The organism is Larkinella rosea (genome assembly GCF_003858635.1).
Lineage (GTDB): Bacteria > Bacteroidota > Bacteroidia > Cytophagales > Spirosomataceae > Larkinella > Larkinella rosea.
The window spans coordinates 492888-506951 of sequence record NZ_RQJO01000009.1 but is presented as its reverse complement, the minus strand read 5'-3'; the positions used below and the strand labels follow the sequence as shown (position 1 = coordinate 506951).

Genomic DNA, 14064 nt, shown 5'->3' with positions numbered 1-14064 from the left:
AAAGCGGGCTATTCTTTCACCTCCGGTTTTTCCACCAATCCAATTCGGGCGGAATGTCGAATGGCTTCGGCGCTGTGTTTGAAATAACAACAGGGTACGCCAGCGGCAATAATCTGATCGACAAAGCCCTGCGTACGGACTTCATTATCTTTGTGCACCCGACGCAGGTAAACGCAGCGAATCTGGGTCGGAAAGTGTTGAACCAGAGACGTATAAATATTAGGATCTTCCTGCGTATCATCGCCCAGCAACACAAATTTCATTTCGGGAAACGCTTCCAGAATTCGGACAATCCGCGCAAATTTGGTGACGTGTTTGTTCTGACCGGTTTTCCAGACTTCGCGAAACCGTTTGATCTGGCTCAGCAAATAGATGCCGTCGGGCATGTCGTTCTTTTCGCAGAACGTCAGAATGTAGTCGTACAGATTCCACTCGCTACTCGACACGTAAAAGAACGGATTCGGAGCATTGGCATCCGTTTCGGCGCGTGCCAGCAACTGGTAATGCCTGACCACATCTTCGAACGGGTCGCGGCTGTGGGCGTTTTCGCTCAGCATCACGTGAATCCGTTTGCGCAGATTGGCCGAGTGCGAAATCAGGAACGTATCGTCGATGTCGGACACAAAACCGTATTGCGTTGAATGCGAGCGATAGACTTCGCCTTCGCCCGTGGCCACCGGATTTTCCGGACCCAGGTTTTCCGTAATCAAATCGACTTTCACCGGATGCCAGCCTGGTGCGATGGGTTCGTCGGACGTCCATTCCAGCCGAAAAAAACCGTCTTTTTCGGTAATAAACCGCACATCTTCCCGAATGCCGTTCGCTTTCACCGTGGCGCCCGAAACCGGTCGCATCATAAAAAGTCGCAGCAGCGAAAAGGAATTGATCCAGAAATTCTGGCGGTATTTCTGACGGGGCAGCGGGCTCCGGCGCAATACGTGACCAAACACGACAATCTTCTGCTGATGAACATACCCCCGGTAAACTTTCACAACGGGCTCGTCGCTAATCCGGAGCCATCGTAAGATTTTATGTTTTAATCCGCCACTTGCCTTCATTCTTTGTTTATTGGAAAAAGTATTCGGTTTTCAGTTTACGGTTTACGGTGGCTGACGCGCTCCGGTTTCGTGCGCCCGCCATCCATCGCAGCGCCGGTCCAGCAAAAACGGAAAATCGTATCCCGAAAACCGTAAACCATTTTATCGAACTAACTCAGGAACATGCAGGAAGCTAAAAAGTTAAAATTTTTGTTCGCCATCAACCCGATTTCCGGCGGACAGGACAAATCTACCTGGGAATCGGGCATCCGTGCTTTCTTCGAAAAACAACCTCATTCGGCCGAACTGTTCCTGCTGGACGGTAAAAATGACGACACTGAACTTCCCAAACACATTGAATCCTATCGGCCCGACCGTCTGGTGGCTGTGGGCGGAGATGGGACTATCAAATTTGTGGCTGAACACGCTTTAAACGCCAAGATACCGCTGGGGATTATTCCGGCGGGATCGGCAAACGGCATGGCCAAAGAATTGAATATTCCGGCAACCCTGGAGGGAAGTCTGGAAGTGTTAGTCAACGGCCTTGAAAAACCGATCGACCTGATTTGCGTCAACGGCACCGAACATTGCCTGCACCTGAGCGACATCGGCATGAACGCCCAGTTGGTGAAATATTTCGATGAAGGCAAAATGCGCGGTAAAATCGGCTACGCCCGGGGCGTGTTACGGGTTCTGATGCGAAGACGGCTCCTGAAACTACAGATCAATACCGGCGACGAAGTGGTGCATCGTGCGGCTTTTATGGTTGTGCTCGCCAACGCCCGGATGTACGGAACGGGTGCGGTTATCAACCCCGATGGCGATGTGGCCGATGGCAAATTTGAGGTAGTCGTCATCCGCAAACTTTCGCTGCTTTCCATCTTACGAATGTTTATTCACTTCCGTCCGTTCGATCCGAAATACATTGAAATTTTTCCGGCCACCTCGGTCCATATCGTCACCAAACGGAAAGCGTATTTTCAGATCGACGGGGAATACCGGGGAAGAATCCGGGAATTGACGGCTGAAATCTGGCCGGGACATTTGCGGGTCATTTTGCCGGAAAAAGCCAAAATCTGAACCGGAATGACTCTCATTTACGCCAGTTATCCACCCAAAACCGCTCGTTGTCAAATCCGGATGGTGGCGGTTCCGAAACCGCTTTACATTTGAGTCATCGTTCAACGCAAAACCAACGCAACAATGGCTAATGTAAAAACCGTGATCGAAGAATGGGCCGTCAAGGACCTCGAAGATGGTTCGTCCCTGAAAATCGCCGTCCTCGGCTGCACCGAACTCGGCAACGAATCGCGACCCGGCATCCAGGTGATGTACATGGGAAACATCATCAACTACGAACCGTTGTTTGTGGAACGTCTGGCGTATCAGGCTCACAAAGCGGGCGTTAGCGAATATTTACTAACCGATTATTCCTGGACGTATTACGAAGATCAGTACATCAAAAATTCATTGATCATCGGTTCTCCGCTCAAAGCCCGGGTCGAGGTAAAAACCCGCTCGTCCAAACCGGTCATCAAAGAATACGAACTTCCGTTTGAAGTGTAAAAATAGACATGAGATTTGAGACAAGAGAATAGAGACTAAAACACAATTTGGCCAATTTTTAAAGTCTCTTGTCTCACGTCTAACCTCTTTGCTCTGAATAAAAAATTGAAACCATATCCACACCGTTCTAAAAAACAAACCCGGTTGATCTCCGTTTGTCGGTCAACCGGGTCATTTGTAACCCTCCGGATTGTGGCGCCCCTGTATTATTTCGCGCCTACGATCAATTCGTGTTTATCGTCCGCCGTGGGCTGAGCAAACGGTTTCCTTCGGAAAGTCACCTGACTCATGGCATCTTTCTCATACATCGCCAGGCAGGATTTTTCGTATTTGTGATCAAAATTCGGGCGTTTCGGAAAAACCTGCGCCGGCGCGGGCTGGCCTTCGGGAAAGAAATACACCTTGGTGGTTCCGTATTTGGTATACAGCATATAATCGCCGTATTTCTCCATTTCGTCCCACAGCGTATCCGTTACGGTTACGGCATAAATCCGCACAATCGGGCCGGTGTTGTTCTCGTTCCGGTACATCGCCACTTCTTTATACGTTCCCTTCAGGTCCTTGATGCCGGGTTCCGAAACCGCATCGTAGACCATGTACCCGACCAGCAAAGCGACGAGTCCGAAGAGAACATATTTTACGTTTCTGCTGAGCATTGCTATTTCGCAGCCACCATCAATTTGTACATTTCATCGGCCACCAACTGATTTCCGGTATCGTTCAGGTGAACGCGGTCGGTCGTTAAAATGCCTTTTTCGGCATTGTTGGGATTGTTTTTCAGGTTATACTCCAGAAAAGCTTTCCGCAAATCGCAAAGGGGCAGTTTGTGTTTGGCCGCCAGGTCGCGAATCAGCTTGGAATACTGCTGCAAATCGCCATCCTGATCGTTGGAATAATCGGTTTTTTCGCCAATCACGGCGGGCGTACACAGAATTACCTTGCTCCCAGCACCCTGAAGTTTTTTAATTACGGCATCGTAAAACTTCACAAATTTATCCGGATCGGTGCCGGTTCCGTACGTCCGCTTGTGCCAGACATCGTTCACGCCCACGTACACAAACGTGATGGTCGGCTGCTTGGCCAAAACGTCGTCTTCCATTCGCAGAAACAGGTCGTAAATTTTGTTACCGCCGATGCCCGCGCCAATCAGTTCATATTCATTCGCTAAATTTTGTTTCTTCAGCATGTCGCCGATGCGGGTGATGTAACCGCCCGGGCTCACGCCGGCCTGTGTAATGGAATCACCAAAAAAAACGACGCGGGTCGGTTTCGATGGAGTCAGGGCCAGCCACATAAACGTAAGCAGGAGAATGGGAAACGTTCTCATAATCAATCAATTCAATTTAGGGATTTGGTTTAGTTAGTCACTTAATACGTAATCCGGCGTTTGCGGGCGTCGATGGCCCAGCGGCCGGTAGCTTCCCCACCGAGAATCACCTGCGCTTCATCGTGCAGCGCAACGGTTGGGCAAATGTGATACGGAACGCCGTACAGCACGTCGCCGATGTTGATGTCGTTCCAGTTCTGAACCTTCAAAACCAGGTGTTCTTCGCTTTGTCCGGTCAGTTCGTAGTCCGTCAGATTCAGGAATTTAACCCGCTTCGCCAATGGATTTTCGGCGGCCACAGCTTTATGGCCCAGATCGGTCGTAACAATGCCCGGTGCCGGTTTCGACACCACGCGGGTCACCAGCAAGGCGGCCCATTCGAAGTGTTGCTCGGTTAATAAATCACCGTATCCCCAATCCCACAACAGACAGGTTCCGGGGCTGCACCAGACGTTCGGGCGGTGAGCATGATTGGAAAATGTCGGCGTTCCGCCCACAATGATCAGCGGCCGCGATTCGCCTTCCTGCTCCAGTTTGTCGGCAAGTGCTTCCAGCGGTTTGACGGCTGCATCGGCTTTGAGCTGACGTTCAGCCACATCCTGATCGCGGATATGCCCGTCGTAGGCGTGAAAACCGCGGAGATCCAACCGGGTGTCGGCTTTCAGTGTGCGGTATAACTGCTCCAGTTCCGCATCGACCACGTGGCCCGTGCGGTTCATGCCCAGGTTGATGTCGATGTAAACGATCGGTTTATGGGTGGTTTTGGCAAACTCCTGCGCCAGTTCTTCGGCCGACGCCAGATTATCCACCAGCGACGCCCATTCGACCCAGTTGTAAGCTTGGACCAGTTCGCAAAACCGGTGGAGTTTCGGCCCCGTTAGCTGGTAGGAAATCAACACGTGACGCGCGCCGGTGTCGGCCAGCATTTCGGCTTCGGCAATTGTGGCGCATTTGAATTTGGTAATCCCCGCTTCGACCTGCATCCGGGCCACTTCCGCCATTTTATGGGTTTTGACGTGCGGAACCAGTTTGTCGGCGTCGCCATCCACCATAGCGAGCATGGTTCGGATGTTGTGGGCAATGCGGTCGGGGTAAATCAAAAGGGCCGGAGAATCGACCAACTGGATATTTTGAACCTGATACTCGTTCATGAAAAAGCGAATGATTGACGGTTCAATATAACCGTCAAAAAGTTTATTTCTAACTGAATTGGAGAACAATCCTTAAAACCGGTACGGTTTCTCTCCTTCTAACCGGATTGAAAACGCGGCAAAAGCGGTTTTTCAGTTTATTACCCGTTTGTATTTTTCGACAATAATTCGATCAATCCCCAGTTTTTCCAGTTTCTCAATGCCGGTTTGGGTCAGCGTATCGTTACTGATTCTCACGGTAAACCGGAATTTGTGATTCTCCCATTGCTTGTCCACAAAGTAATCCAGATTCTCCGTGTACGTGCTGTCCGCCAGCGTGTACGTGCCTCCGCCCGCCGAAAAGGCAGCCGCAGTCGAATCTTTTCCCGGTTGCACCGCGTGATTCAGGAACGCAAAATGGGTCGCATTGATGATCTTGATCATTTTCCGGTTTGGATCGAATGTCGAAAATGTGCTGTCTTTTTCGGTAGACGTCGCCGAAATCAATTCCCAGGTTCCCACCAGCGGAAGCGGTTTTTGGGGCTCACAGCCGCTTGCGGTCGCCAGAGCGGCAATCAGTACCGGTACAGTTTTGAATTTCATCGTTTTAGAATCTTTCGGTAGGGTTCCAGGATACTTATTTATCGTTGTAAAGCTACGGTTTAATGCGAATCGTTTTTGTGCGGGTTTTGGAAAAAAGCTATTTAAAGCGTACTCTCCACCAGTTACCAGATTTTTCCTACCAGTTACCGTTCCGCGATTGCAGCGCCTTCGTCAACCGGATACTTTTGAATCATCAAACGGCCACAAGGGCTCTAAACCACTACTAAACACAAAAACAATGAACACTTCCATCTCATCTTCCACCGGTTTTTCAATTATCGACAATTACGTTTCAGTGTTGAAAAAATTCAGTGATTTTAACGGCCGTTCCCGTCGCAGCGAATACTGGTATTTCGTACTGGTTAATGTAATTGTTTCCCAGGCATTAAATTTCACCAACGTATTGTTATTCGACAATCTGGCTTTGATTGGCTGGGTCGTGATGCTGTTCAACCTGGCGATTCTGGTTCCATCCATTGCCGTTGCCATCCGCCGGATGCACGACGTGGGCAAAAGTGGCTGGTATGCGCTGATTCCCATTTACAACCTGATTCTGGCCTGTACGGAAGGCGTTCACGGAGCAAACGAATACGGCGCTGACCCGAAAGCAAAAGCGCAACAAGTCGCCTGAGTTTTGTCTTAACATTGACAGTTATAAATTAGAATAGCCCAGCCTTAGCAGGCTGGGCTATTTGATTTCATAAAAACCGTAGCCGGCTAATCAGTACTTTTAAATAGTTTATTCAGATCGGCATACGGTTTTGCCTCATTCGCGTAGGAAAATGTACCTTGCTGAAAAATCTCTTCAGCCGCCCGAAATAAACCGCCGTAAGCGGCCCGCACCAGCGAAGATCCCACGCTTACCCGCTTCACCCCCAACTGTTCCAGTTCTTCCAGTGAAAAACTGCCGCCGATGAACCCCATCAGCACATTCACGGGTCGGGGAGCAACGGTTTTCACAACGGCTTCGATCTCTTCCCGCGATTTTAAACCGGGCGCAAATAATACATCGGCACCCGCATCGGCAAAAGCCTCCAGCCGCCGGAGCGTATCGGCCAGATCCGGTCGGCCGTAAATCAGGTTTTCGGCCCGGGCGGTTACTGTAAACGGATGAGGTAAACTGCGGGCGGCCGCAACGGCGGCTTTCACGCGTTCAACGGCAAGGTCAAAGGGATAAATCGGGTCGTGCGGGTTACCCGTCGCATCTTCGATGGAACCGCCCGAAAGCCCGGCCCGGGCGGCCAGCAGAATCGTTTCGGCGCAGGTTTCCGGCTCGTCTCCGTAGCCGTTTTCCAGATCGGCAGCAACCGGCAAATGCGTAGCGGCTACGATGCTTTGGGCATTTTGCAGGGTTTCAGCGCGGGTAATCGACGCGTGTCCGTCCGGTTTCCCAAGCGCAAAAGCCAGCCCCGCGCTGGTGGTAGCAAGGGCTTTGAACCCAAAACTGGCTAATACCCGCGCCGAACCCGCATCCCAGGGGTTGGGAATAACAAAAAGGCCGGCTTCCCGATGCAAAGCCCGAAACGCTTCCGCCCGGGCCTGGAATGAATGTTCTGTTGATTGACTCATAGCCGGAATTTACGGCAATTGCTGTAAATTCCGGCTATCGGTATCCGACTTAGGGCACGCGTCGTAATCGGAAAATCCCATTAATATTCGCCGTTCCTGTTGGTTCCCGCGTGGCTTTCGGCATAATCCAACCGGCCGGTAACACGGTAAACGTCCCCCAAACCCATTCCTCACTGATGTCGATCACCCGCAGATTACCGTCACTGAGAACCGGTTTTTTGTTCTTCTCGTAGATGTGCTGGTAAATAATCGTTCCCATATTGAGATTGAAAACCACATCAGCTCCCATCGTCCAGCGAAATAGGCCGGTTTTGGTGCCGGGAAAGGCCAACTCACACAGTTCCGAGCCGTTACGACCGAGCAGAATAGTTGATTGCGCGCGAACATTGATGCCACCCGTATAGGTTTTCCATTCTGCGCCGTCAATTTGCACCGAAATGCCTTCCGGCGCCACCATAATATTGGATACCAGCCGAATGTTTTTAAAAACCTGGCCGTCAATGGTGATCGATTGATTGAGGGAAACCGTAATGGCAACCGGATTTTTAGCTGGAATGTGCTCGGGAGCGTAGTACGTTGCGGTCGATTGGTTGTGTGCCAGTGCCCCCGGGCCAGACACCGTCCATTGTTTGATGTACTTCTCACTGATGACCGAGGCAAGTGGAACAAACAAATCTTCCATTAAGGCGCCCGGGTCAGCAATGTGTTGCCGAACTTTCAGGTTGATCGAACCGCCGGGATTGACGACACCCAGACCCGGATCCAGCTCAATATTCTTAAAAAAGGTCCAGTCACTAAAATGCGTTGTTTCCACCGACAGCGTTCGGGCCGTCGTATCGAGTGAGCGCCGGGCCGGTGATTTCCAGCTTCCCTTGTCCGTCTGAAAGGCAATCCGGAGCGCTTCCGGAGCACTCCCCAGCACGTCCGACTCATCGTACTGGAACGTAATGGATGCGGGTTTGGCAAACGTAATGCCGTGGGGCGTCAGCCGAAACGCCTGCCCTGCGCCCGACGGGCAGTTGTTCGTAATGGGCTGTACCGAAATAGACTGCGAACTGGCGAGCGCTCCGGCGGGAATAACCACCCGAACGCGCCGATCTTTGGATTCGAGGGTACCACCCGCCGGTCCAATCAGGGCAGTTATGGCTTCGCCTTCGGGGGTTCCCACCGGCGTGATGACGCCTTCGGGCTGGGGTGTGGTTGGAGGATCGACCCGAGAACCGCCCGATTCTTCGGGTGTCATGAGGTCCGTATCGTGTTTACAGGAAACCGCAGACACGATGAGCGTCAGGCTCAGGATAAAGGCAAATAACTTGTTCATTGGCAGTGTGTTGTTTACGCTGCCAAAATTGAACCCGGATTTGCTTTCCGAAAATGAAGGAGTGCCTGAAACGGAAAAAGCCGCCCATGAAGCGGCTTTTTAGGTGACGAAGAATAGTCCGGGCCGTCGATGCGGTATTTTAGTCGGCCAGTTCAAACATGACTTCAATTTCGACCGGGATATTTTCCGGCAGCGTGCCCATGCCCACAGCGGAACGAACGCCCACACCGTTGTCTTCGCCCCAAACCGACACAAACAGTTCGCTGCAGCCATTGATCACGAACGGATGGCGTTCAAAATCGGCGGTTGCGTTCACCATTCCCAGGGTTTTGATGACGCGTTTGATTTTGTTCAGGGTGCCGAATTTAGCTTTCAGGGTCGCCAGAATCGTCAAACCAACCTGCTGGGCGGCCAGTTTGCCCTCGTCGATGTTCATATCGGCCCCAATCCGGCCAATGATGCGGCTTCCGTCGTTCTTCACCGGTCCGTGGCCGGAAACGTAAACGAATTTGTCAACGATCAGACAGGGTTTGTAAACGCCCATCGGCTTCGGCGCGGGCGGCAGGGTCAGGCCCAGTTGGGCAAATTTTTCGTCAGGCGTCATAGGCGCAGTTTCAGAAGTAAGATCAGACTCAGGTTCCAAATCGAAATTTAAATTTTTGTCCGGTTCAAATCCGGTGTTCAGGTAATGATGAGCCATGTATTCCATTGTCGTAGTAGTTTTTGGTTTTCAGTATACGGTTTTCACCGGGCCGATGTTTCGGTGGCTGACGCGTGCAACTGGAACGCGGCAGCCAACCGTAAACCAAAAACCGTATACCGTTCACCGGAATTAAACCACCAAATTTAAGGCTAAAACGCCAGCCAACCCGACAATGGACACAATTGTTTCCATCACCGTCCAGGTTTGGAGGGTTTCTTTGATGCTCAGATTAAAATATTCCTTGAATAACCAGAAACCGCCATCGTTCAGGTGCGACATCATCAGGCTACCGGAACCAATGGCCAACACCATCAATTCGGGTTTTACATGGGTCTGATTCTCAAGCAGTGGCAAAATAATACCAACGGTTGTCAAACCGGCCACCGTGGCCGAGCCAACGCAAACGCGGATGACCGCAGCTATTCCCCAGCCTAGCAACAAGGGGGAAATTTCGACGCCCTGCAGCAAAAAACCAATGTATTTACTTGTGCCGCTATCGATAAAAATCTGCTTCAATGCCCCGGCTCCGGCAATGACCAGCAACACCGGCGAGGCTGCTTTGATGGCTTCTTCCAGGTCCTTCATGACTACTTTCGTCGATTGGCCGCGCTGAATGCCCAGGGTATAAACCGCCACCAGAACCGACAATAACATGCCGATATACGGTTCGGCCAGCAACGTAACGATCTGATGCGCAACGGATCCCGGCGTCAAAACCGACTTCAAGGGGCCGGTCAGAGTCAATAACAAAACTGGTAAAAGTGCGACGAAGAAACTGATGCCAGCACCCGGTAGTTCATGTTCCGGAATGACTTTGACTTTAAAAAGATCCCGATCGATTTGCGGTTTGTATTTCGACAAGGTTCGCCCGAAAATCGGTCCCGCGACAATGATGGCGGGAATGGCAACGATGATACCGTAGATCAGGGTCCGGCCAATGTTGGCGCCCAATTGTCCGGCAATGGCCGCGGGCGACGGGTGCGGTGGCAAATAACCGTGGGCCACCGACAAAGCCGCCAGCATCGGAACTGCCACCGTCATCATCGGCAATCCCGACGAAGCTGTAATCGTAACAATCAGCGGAAAAACGATGATAAAACCGGCGTTGTAAAACAACGGAATGCCGATGATAAAACCGGCCAGCGCCAGCCCCCAGCGAAGGTTTTTGATGCCAAAAAGCTTGATCAGGACGTTCGTGATCTGCATGGCGGCTCCGCTTTCGGCCACCAGTCGGCCCAGCATGGCTCCGAATCCGACAATCAGCACCAGTTCGCCCAGCGTGCCGCCGATGCCGGTTTGAATCGACTTGCCGACCGCAACCACATCCATCCCCGACGCCAGCCCGATGCCCAGTGCAACCAGCACAAAGGAGATAAAGGTGTCGATCTTGACAAATGCGATCAGGAATACCAGGGCCAGAATGCCCAGAAAAGTGAGTAAAAGTGGCATTTAAGAGGATTGGGATTGTTTAGGAGAGCGTAAGATAGTAATTAATGAATAATGAACAATGAATAATGGAGGAGTGAGACTACCTGAGCGAGCCCACTCCGGCCCGGTTCATTATTCATTGTTCATTATTCATTACCCCCAAAACCGCATCTTCCAGCGGCAAATTGACGTTGAACGGAACGACGCGGAGGTGCAGGTTTTCGTCGTAGCCGAAGAGGTCGAGCGGTTTTTGAAATTGGTCGGTGGCGGGGTAAATCAGAACCAGTTCAGTGGCGTTGTATTTTTTACCGTACGCATACAACTGATACAGATCGCCCTGATCGATGCCGTAATTTCCGGCAGCATTGGTGGCATCGATGCGTTTCCATTTGGTATCCAGCACCGTCGTGACGCCGTTCTGCCGCAGAATAATATCCGGGCGCAATCGGAATTTTCGCAAACCGCTGTGGTTGTCGATCAGGTGTTGCGACGACTCCTGAATTACCACGTCGCCGTCGGACACATACCGTTTAAAACCGGCCGCGACGTAGTCTTCAAAAATCCGTTCCATCGGAAACAGCAGCGCGAGCGTCAGGTACCGTCCCGGCGTCAGGCCAAATGCCCGACCACTCAACAAGGCTTCGGCCCACCGCAAAGCCGGTTGGTAATGCGCAAAAAGCCGGTTATTAGTGGCAACAGACCGTAAATCATCCGCAATCCGTTCAGAAGTCGGAATGTCTTCCAGCGCAAATAACAACTGTCGGATGCGGATTTGATTGGAAACCGTTCGGGCGCGAAGCTGCACAAATTCCAGGGCGGATTTCAGCAAGCGGTTAGGCGGTAGATTGGCGGTTTGCTCATCGAAGGTCGTCACCACACGCTCGGCATGAAACGCGTTTTGCCGGATCTGATCGGCGAGTTCCAGCTTCCCTTTCCAAAACCGCTGGTTGTCCGTCCTGGAGACGTAAGACTTTTGCAACCCTCTCATAATCAACGGTATTACTTCATCCAGAAACAGCGATATAAACACTTCCCATAACGGCAAACGGCTCGTTCCCAGATGAACCGATTGGATCGATCGGAAAGGGCTGTTGCGCAAATACCGCAGCATGCGCAGCAGCGTTTTCCGCGCGTGTTCGACATCGATGGCTTTGGGCAGAATTTCAAGTTGAGTGCCGTCTTTCGTTTCGAGCAAACCGACGTAATTCTTCACCCGAATGCACTCCCGGCCTTTTTGCAGAAAAAACGTCATGACCGAATCGGTCTCGCTCTCGGTCACGAAGTTGCGCAATGCATCAAAAACCGCATCCGACACCTGCAATTCCGTCAGTGAATTAGCCACGTCAGGAAAATCCCGTGAGCGTCGAATGAGGCCAAACTCGGTAATGGAAAGGGTCATTGAGAAGCCGTTTTCCGAAAGGTCATCACGTACTTGCCATCGGCCAGCAGCGTTAGGCGGTTGTTACTGATGCGGTAGAGCGTGACACTTTGAAGTGCCGTCAAAAAACCGCTTTCAAAATTATACGGACACGCCCGGCGCGTGGTCGAAATGGTTTCGAACCGGACGTTGTCGCCGTCGGCCTGCACTTGTCCCTGCATCGTATTGCATCCGGTAAAACCCTGCAACTTTTTCTCTTTCAGATTGATGGCCAGTGTCGGCATCTGCCGGTTTACAAACTGCTCGGCGTGCAACCGCTGTCCGTGATACGTTTCCAGCACCCACTGGCTGTTCAGTCGGGAAACGCCATTGAGGAACGTGCCACAGCCGCTGTACTTCTGCCCGTTGGTTTCGATTGCAACGGCGTAGGCGTACGACTGACCGGTTTTGTTATCGCGGCAAACGATCGGGCTGATGATGATTTTCAGACGGCGGTTGGCCGCAACCGTCCGACTGACCGACCGGTTTCCTGATCCGGTTTGTTCGGGCATCAGTTGGGCGTCGAACAGAATACCGTTCCCGCGCGGATCGCGCTGTGATTTAGGTACGGCGGCCATCAAAACCGGGCCGTTCTGGGTCTGAAACCGAATGGCTTTCGTAAAATCGATGTCCAGCGACCAGGTTGGCGTTCCGCCCTGCGCCGTAAAATCGATACCCTGCCGGCGTTTGCTGCCAAAATCATTCGTGGTGATTTCACCCGCATCCGACGGTTGACTGCTGGTAACGGGTGTTTTTCGGCAGCCATCCGCCAGTACAAAGATGCCAATGACGCAAAAAAAGTGTGCAAGTTTCTTCATAAATCCGATGAGTTATAGGCAAAACGTATACGCATCGGATTTTGTTGAAAACCGGCTAAGAACTCAATCGAACGGGCTGATTGGTGCGCGTTGATTCATAAATGGCCTCGAACAGAGCAACCACTTTCCGGCCTTCTTCGCCCGTGACGAGCGGTTTTCGGCCCTCGTTGATCGCCTGGCAAAAATCCGCCAGTTGGCGCGAAAAATAATGGCTGGACGAGTCGACACTGTTGAAAACCGCATCGTCTTCGGCTTTCCAGACCGGCTGCTGATCGGCTTCCTCCGGCACCGACCAGATGTCGTTGTAGGGCGCATCCTGAATGGACGTCATGCCCGCAATGAACATCGAACCGCCGTCGGTCTGCACGCCAACCGAGGCACCGTTTTGTCCGTGGATGTGAACCCGACCGTACAGCCCCGGTTTTTGCGAGTTACTGACGATGACGTTGCCGATCCCGCCATTTTTAAACCGAACGATGGCCACCGCCGTGTCATCCACCTCGATATCCGGATGATTCAAATTAGCCCAAACGCCGTAGACCTCTTCCATTTCGCCCATGTACCATAGCAGCAAATCCAGTTGGTGCGGTGCCTGGTTGACCAGTACGCCCCCGCCTTCGTGTTCCCACGAACCGCGCCAGGGGTCGCTGCGGTAGTATTCTTCGCTGCGCCAGCCGAATAACTGGGCCATGCCGAGCACCGGTTTTCCAATTTTTCCGTCGTCGATGGCCTGCCGCATCCGCATACACGGTTCGTAAAACCGGCGCTGGCTCACCACGGCGAGTTGCCGGTTGGCTTTCCGGGCGGCTTCGATCATGGCGTCGCAGTCTTCGAGCGAGGAAGCCAGCGGTTTTTCGACCAGCACATTGGCCCCGGCTTCCAAAGCCGCCACGGTTACGACGCGGTGGGCCGGGTGCGGAGTGCAGACGATGCAGATGTCCACATTCTCGCGATCGACCATGTCGTAGATGTCGGAGTACGCATTGATACCGTATTGGTTGGCAAATTCGTCGGCTTTGGTGTGATTGCGGCCGTAAATGGCAACGAGTTTGGTATCAGGGGTTTCAAGAACTGCCCGGGCGTGATTGTGGGCAACTTTACCGGGTCCGATTAAGGCAATGTTGAGGGTTTTGGGCATGTTAGTC

Annotated in this window: 15 protein-coding genes; 3 read left to right on the top strand and 12 right to left on the bottom strand. The window is 52.1% G+C overall.

The annotated features are described in order from the left end of the window. Positions 1–8: 8 nt before the first annotated feature. On the bottom strand, positions 9–992 hold the full coding sequence (locus tag EHT25_RS18065) for an App1 family protein phosphatidate phosphatase (RefSeq protein ID WP_229311615.1): 984 nt from the start codon (positions 990–992) through the stop codon (positions 9–11). A gap of 228 nt (positions 993–1220) precedes the next feature. Between EHT25_RS18065 and EHT25_RS18060 the strand changes: the two genes are divergently transcribed. Together EHT25_RS18060 and EHT25_RS18055 are read left to right on the top strand one after the other, a co-directional pair. Further along, positions 1221–2117, top strand: coding sequence for a diacylglycerol/lipid kinase family protein (locus tag EHT25_RS18060; RefSeq protein WP_124876534.1), 897 nt, complete (start codon positions 1221–1223; stop codon positions 2115–2117). A 123-nt stretch (positions 2118–2240) separates the two neighbouring features. Then, on the top strand, positions 2241–2603 hold the full coding sequence (locus tag EHT25_RS18055; RefSeq protein ID WP_124876533.1) for a hypothetical protein: 363 nt from the start codon (positions 2241–2243) through the stop codon (positions 2601–2603). Positions 2604–2809: 206 nt separating this feature from the next. Here the strand turns inward: EHT25_RS18055 and EHT25_RS18050 are convergent, their stop codons facing one another. From EHT25_RS18050 to EHT25_RS18035, 4 genes are all read right to left on the bottom strand, one after another. Beyond that, positions 2810–3259, bottom strand: a complete 450-nt coding sequence (locus tag EHT25_RS18050) for a hypothetical protein (protein WP_124876532.1) — start codon at positions 3257–3259, stop codon at positions 2810–2812. 2 nt (positions 3260–3261) lie between these two features. Then, positions 3262–3930: an SGNH/GDSL hydrolase family protein gene (locus tag EHT25_RS18045; RefSeq protein WP_124876531.1), complete on the bottom strand. Its 669-nt coding sequence runs from the start codon at positions 3928–3930 to the stop codon at positions 3262–3264. Positions 3931–3971: 41 nt separating this feature from the next. Beyond that, positions 3972–5081 carry a D-TA family PLP-dependent enzyme gene (locus EHT25_RS18040; RefSeq protein WP_124876530.1) on the bottom strand — a complete coding sequence of 370 codons (1110 nt, stop codon included), beginning with the start codon at positions 5079–5081 and terminating at the stop codon, positions 3972–3974. 132 nt (positions 5082–5213) lie between these two features. After that, on the bottom strand, positions 5214–5663 hold the full coding sequence (locus tag EHT25_RS18035) for a DUF4488 domain-containing protein (RefSeq protein WP_124876529.1): 450 nt from the start codon (positions 5661–5663) through the stop codon (positions 5214–5216). A 238-nt stretch (positions 5664–5901) separates the two neighbouring features. On the opposite strand from EHT25_RS18035, the gene EHT25_RS18030 reads away from it, so the two are divergent. Then, positions 5902–6294: a DUF805 domain-containing protein gene (locus EHT25_RS18030; RefSeq protein WP_124876528.1), complete on the top strand. Its 393-nt coding sequence runs from the start codon at positions 5902–5904 to the stop codon at positions 6292–6294. Positions 6295–6380: 86 nt separating this feature from the next. Here the strand turns inward: EHT25_RS18030 and EHT25_RS18025 are convergent, their stop codons facing one another. The 7 genes from EHT25_RS18025 to EHT25_RS17995 form a co-directional block, all read right to left on the bottom strand. After that, a complete protein-coding gene (locus EHT25_RS18025; protein WP_124876527.1) occupies positions 6381–7232 on the bottom strand; it encodes an isocitrate lyase/PEP mutase family protein in 852 nt (283 codons plus the stop codon). 49 nt (positions 7233–7281) lie between these two features. Next, positions 7282–8553, bottom strand: a complete 1272-nt coding sequence (locus tag EHT25_RS18020; RefSeq protein WP_124876526.1) for a hypothetical protein — start codon at positions 8551–8553, stop codon at positions 7282–7284. A 139-nt stretch (positions 8554–8692) separates the two neighbouring features. Continuing rightward, entirely contained in the window at positions 8693–9157 is a 465-nt protein-coding gene (locus EHT25_RS18015; protein ID WP_124876525.1) for a RidA family protein, read from the bottom strand. Between the two features lie 228 nt (positions 9158–9385). Beyond that, positions 9386–10705, bottom strand: a complete 1320-nt coding sequence (locus EHT25_RS18010) for a gluconate:H+ symporter (RefSeq protein WP_124876524.1) — start codon at positions 10703–10705, stop codon at positions 9386–9388. A gap of 115 nt (positions 10706–10820) precedes the next feature. Continuing rightward, on the bottom strand, positions 10821–12083 hold the full coding sequence (locus EHT25_RS18005) for an McrC family protein (RefSeq protein WP_124876523.1): 1263 nt from the start codon (positions 12081–12083) through the stop codon (positions 10821–10823). Beyond that, positions 12080–12919, bottom strand: a complete 840-nt coding sequence (locus EHT25_RS18000; RefSeq protein WP_124876522.1) for an META domain-containing protein — start codon at positions 12917–12919, stop codon at positions 12080–12082. The genes EHT25_RS18005 and EHT25_RS18000 overlap by 4 nt, the downstream gene beginning before the upstream one ends. A gap of 55 nt (positions 12920–12974) precedes the next feature. Continuing rightward, a complete protein-coding gene (locus EHT25_RS17995) occupies positions 12975–14057 on the bottom strand; it encodes a Gfo/Idh/MocA family protein (protein ID WP_124876521.1) in 1083 nt (360 codons plus the stop codon). Positions 14058–14064 lie beyond the last annotated feature (7 nt).